Genomic DNA, 10,940 nt, shown 5'->3' with positions numbered 1-10,940 from the left:
ATACCCATAAGCAGGGACTGTTCAGCCCGGACTGCTATAACGGGAAGTCACTGCTTACAGTGGGGGAGGAAGACGGGGAGAAGGAAGACTGAGAGCGCAGAGTATGGTAAAAAATTTTAAAGGAAAGGAAAATGTAAACAATTTTCATAAAATACAGGCATGCTGCCCGGCCTGCAATGCATTTGCGGATAAAATAGAATATCAGAAATCAGACGCAGGTAATCGGATCTATTGCTCAGGATGCGGAGTGAGCTGGGGCGAAAGGTAAGGCACTTTTTCTGTAAAAGAGAAAGTGCCTTTTTTAAATAGTCTGAAGGAGTGGAAATCCCCGGACAAATTCATTAAGATGGCATATAAAAAATAACAAAGATATATCTTACGGATACAAATATGTAGATGGCGGCATAGGTGTGAGCAAAGAGGGGATAATTGTGCGGTCAAACAGAGGATATATGAGAAGCCTGCTGCTCCACCGTCATGACAATGATCAAGTATATATTGAAAAGATGCAGGCAACCATTCCAAGTATAGACATCCGAAAAACTTGCGATCTGGGTAAGTCTATAGCAGGGAAGCTTCTGCGACTTTCTAACTGACAATAAGTTTACTCTATCATTTATGTATCAGCGCCTTGCTTGAATACAAAAGGAATGATATAATTATTCCAAAATGTTGATAACCACTACATTTTGATATTCCAAAATGTTGATTATAAGCATTAAACAGAATAAAATTTATGAATTAGAGGTATTTTATGCTGAAAAGAAAAGCGACAGTGTACATTAAAAATTGGATAGATACAAAGAACAAAAAATGTCTGGTTGTCCAGGGAGCCAGACAAACGGGGAAAACGTACATCATCGAACGATTTGCGGAAGAAAACTTTGAGGAACTTCTTGAAATTAATTTCAAACAGATGCCCTCGGCAATGGAGATTTTTGCCGGAGATCTTACGGTAGACAATATGGTTATGGCTATGCGTTTCCGTTTTCCGGACAAGAAAATTATCCCCGGGAAAACTTTGATTTTTCTGGATGAAATTCAGGAATGCCAGGAGGCAATCACATCGCTCAAGTTCTGGGCGATAGACAACAGGTATGATGTCATTACTTCAGGATCACTTTTGGGAATCGACTATAAACGCGCCTCTTCCTATCCGGTAGGGTATGTTGATTATCTGAGAATGTATGGGATGGATTTTGAAGAATTTCTTTGGGGAATGGGGATTTGCGAAGATATGATAGGGAATCTTTGTGGATATTTGCATTCAAAGACAGTGATACCTGAGGCGATTCATTCACAGATGATGAATTACTACAGACAGTATGTCGCAACAGGCGGTATGCCGGAAGTGGTACAGAAGTATATAGATACGAAAGATTTCAGAGAAGTTGACAGGGTCCAAAGAAGTCTCTTACAGGGATACCAGTATGATATAGCACATTATGCAACTGCTGAAGAAAAGGTGAAGGCAGAGAAGTGTTATCTCTCACTGGCAAAGCAACTATTAGATAAGGAAAATCATAAATTTCAATATAAAGAAATCGAGCATGGTGGAAGGGCACAAAAATATTATTCAAGTGTGGAATGGCTGCTTCGGGCAGATATGGTGCAATTATGTAAACTGGTGACGGATGTCAGATTTGATTTGGACGATTATGCAAGAGACGACTTTTTTCGGGCATATACAACCGATTTATCACTACTAATGGCGATGAAGGACTTTTCTTTAAAACAGCATATTGTGGAAAACACATTAGCAGGAAACTCAAAAGGCGGTATCTATGAATGTGCAATAGCGGATGCTCTTTATAAGAAGGGATATCATATCTATTTCTATAAAAATGAGACAACGAAACGAGAAATCGATGTTATCATCCAGAAAGACGGAAGCGTGGTTCCTATTGAGGTCAAAAGTGGAAATACCAGGGCAAATTCATTAAAATGGCTTATGAAAAATGACAAAGATATATCTTATGGATACAAATTTGTGGATGGAAACATAGGTATGAGCGAAGAGGGGATTGTGACGTTACCACTGTATATGAGCGCATTTATTTGAGAAAAAACACTTTGAAAAATTAAGTACAGAAAAACGGACACAAAATATGATTAAATTATTGAGACAGGAAATGCGTTAGCTATTGTAAAAAAACAAGTATTTATGGGAATATTAGGATAACTCAAAGTTGTTGTGATTTGTTATTTAAAGAATTGAAAAAAAGTGATAAAGGGGAAATCGAAATGTACGATATTATAAAAAGATATGTGGACAATGAAAATAAAAACGGTCTTATGCTTATTGATATGCCTACCGGTTCAGGAAAAACTTACTCTGCAATAAAGTACATTTTTGATGCATGTATGGACCCGCAAAACAAGGATCGAAAATACATTTTTGTAACAACATTAAAGAAAAACCTGCCCTATGATGATCTTCAAAAATGGTTTAATAGTATAGGAAAATCGGAACTGTATCAGGAAAAGGTGCTGGTTATAGATTCCAATATGGATAGTGTTGTAGATGGTTGGTCTCCGGAAGTGGAAAGTGCAATTCCTGCTGAAATAAAAAAGAGTGATGAGTATAAGAATTTTCAAAGAGATTTAAGCTTTGTTAAAAGACAAAGAGAAGAAAAAACTCTTGTGATGCGGGAATTTCTGGACAGTATAGAATCCAATTTGCGGGAAAAAACAGAACCAAGGTTCCGACGACTTGTTTCGGATTATCTGGCAAAGGAATATGTGACGGTAGAGCAGAGACTATATGCCGTTAAGACAGACAAGAAGTGGCAGTGGCTTGGAAAATTATATCCGGCAGTATTTACCAGAGATCGACAGGTATTGTTTTTGAGTATGGATAAATTGCTGAGTAGGAATACTACCATTGTGGAACCGTCTTATATGTTCTATAACTCAGACATTGTAAAAAATGCAGTTATTTTTATTGATGAGTTTGATGCGACCAAGGATACCATTTTGAAGAAGATTATCGATAACGGTCTTCATGACAAGGTAGATTATATAGAGTTATTCAAGGATATCTATGCGGCCTTACATACTGACGATTTTCCAACTGTACTTACAACGCCATCCCGGGAAAGAAGGATGGGGGCGTATCGTAATAAATCTTTACAGGCTATTGTGGATGATATTCGAGAGAAAGCTGATTATATTCATAAGACCTATTCATTGCAGTTTAAACATAGAACTCTTGAAGAAATAGCAGATAGCTACCAGAATTATTTGTTCCAGGATCACCAGTTCCACACGATTCTGAATTCCGATAATTCATATATTATAATGCAGCGTGACCTACAAAGGAAGATCAATTCTATTGGATTTTCACAGAAGAAGCCGACGAAAGAAAATAACAATATTCAGACAATGCTGGGACAGCTTAGAGGATTTATTTCCTATTTTCAAGTTGCGGTCAGTATTTTGGCATTTAATTATATGCAATGCAAAAATGAACGAAGAAATGAAGGGGAGGATGTTTTTTCGGTAGAATCCGCAATAAGATCTGTTCTTGCATTATTTCGGCTGAATGATGAAAGCATTGATTTCCTGACAGGGCAGATTATGATGTCTCCCCGCAAGACAAAGGATGAGGTAGAACCGGGAGAGTTTGACCTGTCATTTTATGAGCATGGTTTTCGGTATTATGCGTTTGAAAATAATACAGAACATGATATGCAGTCGCAGATCATGATGTATTCCTTTCAAAATACACCGGAAAAAATACTTCTCAGATTCTGTGAAAAAGCAAAAGTAATCGGAATATCTGCTACAGCAACCGTACCTTCTGTGGTTGGCAATTATGACATTGAATATCTTAAGAATAAAATGCAAAAGATCTATGTGGAAGTTTCGGAGGAAGAACGACAGCGTCTGGCAGATTCTTTTCATCAACAACAGGAAGGATACCAAAATATAGAAATACATACGAAGCTGTTAGGAAACGGAGCGGATTATTCGGAAAAATCCTGGACAGAAGTATTTGTCACACAGGAACTTGCGAAGGAAGCGTACCAGAAGATACAACGCTTGTTTGGAGAAAATGCAGATAATAAAGATTATAACAAAAAGAGATACTTGAGAATTGCTCTTGCTTTCAAAGAATTTGTCATTCATGAGGATATTCAGTCCTTTTTATGTGTACTAAATAAGCATCCCCGTTCGGGAGATAATGCTTTGGATAAAAATACGCTGTCTGATATTTTTCAATTTATTTCCATGGAGAATGGCTGGGAAGGATATGATAAAAGGAGAACGGTCGTATTTCTGGATGGCACGGAGTATGATGGCAAAAAGAGTGATCTGATTGAACGGTTGGGCAAAGGGGAAAAACTGTTTGTTATTTCGGTATATCAGACAATTGGCGCAGGACAGAATCTACAGTATCCGATCCCGGAGTATTTAATAGGAAGGACTGTGAAAATAAATGATCGTAGCCTGAAGAACGAGAAGGATTTTGATGCTATTTATCTGGACAAACCGACGAATCTCATTGTTCCGTTGGGGGATAATCTGGAAGAGAAAGAGTTTGTGAAATACCTTTTTCAAATGGAATTTTTGCAGGAAAATTCAGAAATATCTTCTTACGATACAGTCATTAATATTAAGAAAGCATTTAAAACTTATATGTTGGGGCATAGAAACGATGAAAACTTTAAGGATATTTATACAAAGCAGAGTGTTGTACTTTTAAGTACCAGATATATTATCCAGGCAATTGGACGTATATGCAGAACCAACCAGAAAAACAAGGATATTTACATTTATGCAGATAACAATATTGTGGATAGGATAGATGTATCTGTTATAAACGGAAGAAGCTTTAATCCGGAATTTGTTGCGTTAGTTCATCAGATTCAGCAAACGGGTGCCAAAGATCCTGAAACAATTTCTCTGGAGGATAGAGCATCTCTAAGAGCAATTCGCGTAAATAAAGAAATTAAGAATATGCTGAACAACGACTGGACGGAAGCCAAAATTAAAAAATGGAAGAAATTGAGAACATTCGTACTTGAACATCCGACAGCCTCGAAAGAAGAGGCCGGTAGTAATTTCATTATAACTAATTTTTATGTGCAGTTACCGGAGGCAGCAAATTATTATTACTATTCGCAAGAGGAAGATTTTAATAATGTTTCCGTAACATTTCGACAAGATAGAGAACATTCATTAAAGGTATCAGAAGAAGGAACAAAGCTCCGAAAATTGTTGCAAATTCCTGGAGCCAGGGAATTGTTTGAAAGAAATGGTTGGGCAACATCATTTCAGACAAATGATTATATTATGACGCCACCTCTTTGGAATAACATTTATAAAGGGGCTTTGGGCGAGGTTGTAGGTAAATTCCTTTTGGAAAAACATTTGCATGTTACTGTGAAAGAAATAGAAAACCCGGATATCTTCGAAATGTTTGATTATGAAATCGAGGGAAGTTCGGTTTATGTTGATTTTAAAAACTGGCAGGAAGGAACTACGGAGGATAAGAATACAGTTATCAAAAAGATTGCAGGTAAAGCTGCAAAATGTGGATGCAAATGTGTTGTTGTAGCAAATATTTATGCAGAGGGAAACTGGGACATTTCGGAGGTCGATATGGAAAACATTCATATCGTATCGTTGCCGTGTCTGGTAAAAGAAACGGACGGTAAACTTAGTTATGACAGAGCAGCATGGGATATTTTGAGGAGGTGCATCGATGAGTATAAAAACCAATAGCCTGGATTATGTTATCGATAAACAAAAGATCGAGGAAAAATATGATATTTTTTGTTTGGAGACCAGCGAAAAATATATAAAGCGTGGTGCTTATATTTTAGATGTATCAGTCATGTGTAATGATATTAAAGCAATAAAATTTGAATCTGGAAGAAAAATGCTGTTATTGATGTCAAAGAATTTGGATAACAAAAGGAAGTTAAAAGAACTTCTTGGAGAAGTTACGGATGGAGACAAATTTTCTGTTTTACCGGTTGCAATATCCGAGTTAAAAGATCATTTATTAATTCAACTTTTATTGAATGCATTGGGATCCTATGATTCGGAATTTTTAAAATGTAATAATCTCACAGGACATCTCTATTGTTTTCATCCCTACTGGATAAAACGGGGAAAAGAGAAGAAGGAGGATATTATCTGGCAGGTGCCCTGTTTAGAAATAACTGTTACGGAAAAACTATATGTGAATCTGGCAGTAAGAACTTTTACATCAGAGCGTTTGAAGAAAAAAATCTCGTTTACAAAACGCAAGTTTGAGGACTATCCAAAATATATTTTTTCAGCCAATAACACTCTTAGGAGAAGGTTGAAAGGAGAGGAAGAAACCTGCTTTATTCTAAGACAACTGGATGATAGAAAAACAACGCTTCCATTCTTGGAATTTCAGAGTCTTTCAAAATATGAACAATCTAAAATGGGAGTGTTGAATGCAGTAATTACTACCTTCAATGATAAATATGAAGGAATTTGCAGACTTGGATTTCGGAAGGAGCCTATTACACAGAGAGTGGATTATTCCAAAACTGTCCAGAGAGAAAACATCAAAAGAATTAAGAATGTTCTGAATGAAAAAGGGATACATATTGTGGATCAGATAAATGATGCATATTCTGATATATTCTGCGAAAATATAAGAACTTTGCTCCGGCAAAAATATGAAATAGAGACGACTCTGGGTAAGAGGGTATCCCGGGATAAGCTGAATATTGTTCTGATTCATAATGCGGAATATTACAATGGAGTTAATGACCCGCATGATAAAAATTATGAGGGAGTAGCAGTTCAACATATTACATTTGAAAACTTTTCAGATAGCAGCGAGTTTGCAATTGCGACGGTGATGCATGAAGTTATTATCAAAAAAGACCTTGAAGAAAAGAAGATATCCCTATTTGATTGGGAAAAACTGGGATTCACAGAGCCTATTTCTTTTGGCATGGAGACAGAGGGGGATGACATAAAGCACTATTTTATTATGACAGTAAGTCCGGACGGCACCTTTGAAATGAGAGAACAGGAAATGACACTTTTTGAAATGAATGAATACACAGAAATGATAGAAATCTTTGAACAGGCACGAACAGATTCGGAAATGGTGAAAGGAGTTATCCGATTCTCAGATGGAAGTATGAATGTTATCAAGGATACGGGATTGTTCACTATTCCGGAAATAGATACTATCGGAAGCTTGCTGGCAGAAGGAGATAATAAACTCCGTGGAAGGGTGAGAAGAGAAGAATTACTGGCATCTTGCCTTGATATTAAGATGTTTGAGAAAGACGAGAAAAAGTATTACTGTGTAGGGACCATTGGAGAGGGAATGCATCCCAAAATTCAAAGAGGATGTGTTATCCGAAAACTGGAAGGATTTCATGGAGCATCGGTGAGGTTCGAAAAAATGCTGCCAATGATGAACGTATCTTTTGTACATAATGGGCAGCTGACAGTAATACCGTTTCCGTTCAAATATTTGCGGGAGTATATAAATGGAGTAAAAATGTAATGTCATTTGCGATTTCGTTGCAAAGTGATGCCGCTAGCTATCCCGAACCCGAAAAAAATTTGTAAGATTCTGTCGAAATCTGTCATGTATATAATAGAGGGCGCAATTTCGACGAGATTGCAGCATTCCTAAAAATATGCTATGATACTTTTAAATGAGCGAAAAAAGTAAAAAGAATCAGACAATTCAATATTACGATCAAAATGCCGTCTGCTTTGTGGAGAATACGCGAGATGTAGACTTCCATGTGATACAGGATGAATTTCTGGAAAAACTTCCTGCAGAAGCACAGATCCTGGACCTGGGCTGTGGCTCCGGAAGGGATACGAAATATTTCCTGGAGCATGGCTATCGGGTAGATGCGATAGACGGCTCCGCGGAACTGTGCGCGTTGGCATCAGAGTACACGGGGATTCCGGTGAAATGCCAGTTGTTCCAAGAGTTGGATGCATCGGAAGTGTATGACGGTATCTGGGCGTGCTCATCGCTGCTGCACTTATCCTATGGGGAACTGGATGAAGTGTTATATCGCATCGAGAAGGCGCTGAAGCCGCAGGGCATTTTGTACATGTCATTTAAGTATGGTGTATTTGAGGGGGAAAGGAACGGCAGATATTTTCTGGATTTTACAGAAGAGAAACTGGAGCAGCTGCTGAAAAAACATTCGGATTTACAGCAGCTGCGGAACTTTTTGACAGAAGATGTACGACCGGACAGGGAAGAAAGATGGCTGAATCTATTCCTGAAAAAGATCAATTCTTAATTGCATATCCGAACTATGTCCTCCGGGAGACAGTGACTTATCCGAATGGCGGTGTGAGTCGCTTTTATGATGATGGAGTGGACATGGTCATTATCGATGATGAAATCTGCTCCTGCCGCGATGGCGAGCAGATTTTTCCTTATACACTGATCACAGATAAACAAAACCACTATATGAAAATATACCGGAGAGTGTTCCGATTCCTGGGATTCGATCCGGAGACGATAGAAAAATGCCTGCAGAAAAGCCGACAGGAAGTGTTGTACTTTACCAAAAAGATTTCAGAAAGAGGAGAGCATGCGGACTCATCACCGCTGGAGTTGCTGTTTGAACAGAATTTCACGGATGTCTACGGTATGCGGGCATTGAAATACCTGCAAAAAGAATTCCGGATATCCGATGAGGACGGCAACAATTATTTCCTCGATTATCTCGTAGATACCGCAGACGGCAGAGTGGCCATCGAGGAAAACGGAATTCATTACCACCATCCGCAGCTGATCGGAATAGAGGGCTATCGGAAACAATTGCGCAAGCAGAATACCTGCGCATTGTGGGGATTAAAGCTATACCGTTTTTCCACGGAAGATTGCCGATTCAAGGATCGTATCGAGGACGATATCAGGTCTTACTTGGGAAAAGACACCGGCGGATTCCGGGAAGCGGGATTGCTGTTGGAACGTAAAACGGAACTGTATGAGCACCAGGAGATCAGCCTTGCACAGATACAGGAACGGCGGGAAAAAGGAATTCGTGCATTCCTCATTGTATTACCTACCGCAGCGGGAAAATCCCGGATCGTAGAAGAAGATATTCAGAAATTTGCAGCTGGAAAAGAGCAGTTCCGGGCTTTGATCCTGGCACCGAATACTAATATCATTGCGGACTGGAAAGAGAGAATCGACAAAGACCTGCAGCCATTGCAGGACCGGATCGATATTAAGACTTACAGCTATGCGGTAAGACATTACCATGAAAAAACAAGGGATTATTATTCCTATATTGTAGTGGATGAGGCGCACCACGCGGTAGCTCCGATGTTAAAGCGGGTGATCCAATACTATGCGCCGGAATTCCTCGTAGGATTGACAGCGACGGATCAGCGCCCGGATAAAAAGAGACTGGAAGAAATCTTCGGAAATTATACAACAGAGCTTTCTCTGAAGGATGCAATGGAGAAGGGAGTTGTGGCGAGGGCGAATGTCTACCGGATCGAGACAAATATTGATCTGAGCCATGTCCGTTTTAACGGAAAAGATTATGTGAATGCGGATCTGGAGAAGAGTGTGCGTGTCACTTCCCGAAATGAATTGATCGTAAATGTGCTGAAGGACTATTTCACAGAGGGAGATGCCGGAAAACGTCAGGGAATTATCTTCTGTATCAACAAGGCGCATACCAAAGAGATGGCACGCCTGCTGAACGCAGCCGGTATCTCAGCGCAGGATTACAGTGGAGATACAAAACACCCGGAGAAGGTTATGCAGGAGTTCAAGGAGAATAAGATACGTTTCCTCTGTGCCTGCGATATGATCTCGGAAGGCTGGGACTATCCGGAACTCGGAATCCTCGTTATGGCGCGCCCAACCCTGTCGAAGGTGCTGTATCTTCAACAGATCGGCAGAGGTTTGCGCCGGACATCTATCAAGAAAAATGTGTTCGTCATTGATGTGGTAGATGAATACGGAGCCATGGTAAGACCCTGCAGTATGCATGCTATTTTCGGAAACTCATTGTATGTTCCGTTCGGCGATATCACCAGACAGGATTACCTGCCGGGACAAATGATCGAGATCGATGGCATCACAGAGCGCGTGGAACGGATCGTGGAAGTGGACATCCATACCTTTGAAGAAAAGTATGGGGATTACTATAGTCAGGAACAGCTGGCGAGAGAGTACTTCGTCAACACCGGAACGATCACCAGCTGGATCCGTAAGGGGAAGATTACACCAACGGTGGAATTCCCCTTCGGCAGCAAGAAGATCAGCCTGTTCAGCCCGGAGGATGTGGAGAAATACAGAAAAGAACTGAACATTCAGGAACATAACGATGACACCGTTCGGGATGACTTTTTTGCATTCCTGGAGGAAAGAGATTATTCGTTGTCTTATAAGATGCCGTTCCTGCTGTCGTTTATCGATCATATGGACACGATAGGCGATGCGAAGATCGAGGATGTGCTGACAGATTACATAGCCTTTTATCAGGACAGGATCGATAAAGGATTGCCGGTGGATCGCCCCAGCTGCCCTTATAATGCCGAGACTCTGAAAGACCGGAAAATGATCAAAAGCAGCATGCTGACCAATCCCTTTGAAAAGTTCGAGAGAAAGAGATTTATGTACTACTCGAAGGATTTGGGAGTGATTTCACTGAATCATGCACTGCTGGCGAAGATGAGTGAGGGGGATTGGGAGAGAGTGAAGAGGCAGATGAGGGAAGATTTGGAGAGGTATTATAAAATAGAGTAGACAAAATTATATGAAATGAAAGAGGGCAAAATATTGATAGAGACTGCTGAAAAAGTCAATTATATAAGTGAATACATAGTAGCGTATAAGGCTAAAATAGAAGCTTTAAATAAAAAGGGGCTATTTGATACAGCAACTTTATATGAAATTTTGTAAACGTCAAATCCTGCGCCTTGGCTAATTAGTCTTT

Annotated in this window: 5 protein-coding genes; all 5 read left to right on the top strand. The window is 39.6% G+C overall.

The window, feature by feature from the left end:
- Window positions 1-754 precede the first annotated feature (754 nt).
- Complete coding sequence (locus tag DW835_RS17190; RefSeq protein WP_118668537.1) at window positions 755-2,062, top strand: ATP-binding protein; 1,308 nt, start codon at window positions 755-757, stop codon at window positions 2,060-2,062.
- 137 nt (window positions 2,063-2,199) lie between these two features.
- Window positions 2,200-5,730 carry a hypothetical protein gene (locus DW835_RS17185; protein WP_147353743.1) on the top strand — a complete coding sequence of 1,177 codons (3,531 nt, stop codon included), beginning with the start codon at window positions 2,200-2,202 and terminating at the stop codon, window positions 5,728-5,730.
- Window positions 5,711-7,513, top strand: a complete 1,803-nt coding sequence (locus tag DW835_RS17180) for a hypothetical protein (RefSeq protein WP_118731484.1) — start codon at window positions 5,711-5,713, stop codon at window positions 7,511-7,513. Before DW835_RS17185 ends, DW835_RS17180 begins: the two co-directional genes overlap by 20 nt.
- 154 nt (window positions 7,514-7,667) lie before the next feature.
- Window positions 7,668-8,276 carry a class I SAM-dependent methyltransferase gene (locus tag DW835_RS17175; protein ID WP_118731483.1) on the top strand — a complete coding sequence of 203 codons (609 nt, stop codon included), beginning with the start codon at window positions 7,668-7,670 and terminating at the stop codon, window positions 8,274-8,276.
- Window positions 8,240-10,750 (top strand): DEAD/DEAH box helicase, encoded by a 2,511-nt coding sequence (locus DW835_RS17170; RefSeq protein WP_118731482.1) that lies wholly within the window; start codon window positions 8,240-8,242, stop codon window positions 10,748-10,750. Before DW835_RS17175 ends, DW835_RS17170 begins: the two co-directional genes overlap by 37 nt.
- Window positions 10,751-10,940 lie beyond the last annotated feature (190 nt).

Source organism: Clostridium sp. AM34-9AC (genome assembly GCF_003480225.1).
Lineage (GTDB): Bacteria > Bacillota > Clostridia > Lachnospirales > Lachnospiraceae > Acetatifactor > Acetatifactor acetigignens.
The sequence above is the reverse complement of the archived record's forward strand: the minus strand, read 5'-3'. Positions and strand labels throughout refer to the sequence as shown.

Coding starts and splice junctions, on each gene's coding strand:
- DW835_RS17175 (WP_118731483.1), top strand. CDS start 7,668: ATGAGCGAAAAAAGTAAAAAGAATCAGACAATTCAATATTACGATCAA.
- DW835_RS17190 (WP_118668537.1), top strand. CDS start 755: ATGCTGAAAAGAAAAGCGACAGTGTACATTAAAAATTGGATAGATACA.
- DW835_RS17180 (WP_118731484.1), top strand. CDS start 5,711: ATGAGTATAAAAACCAATAGCCTGGATTATGTTATCGATAAACAAAAG.
- DW835_RS17170 (WP_118731482.1), top strand. CDS start 8,240: ATGGCTGAATCTATTCCTGAAAAAGATCAATTCTTAATTGCATATCCG.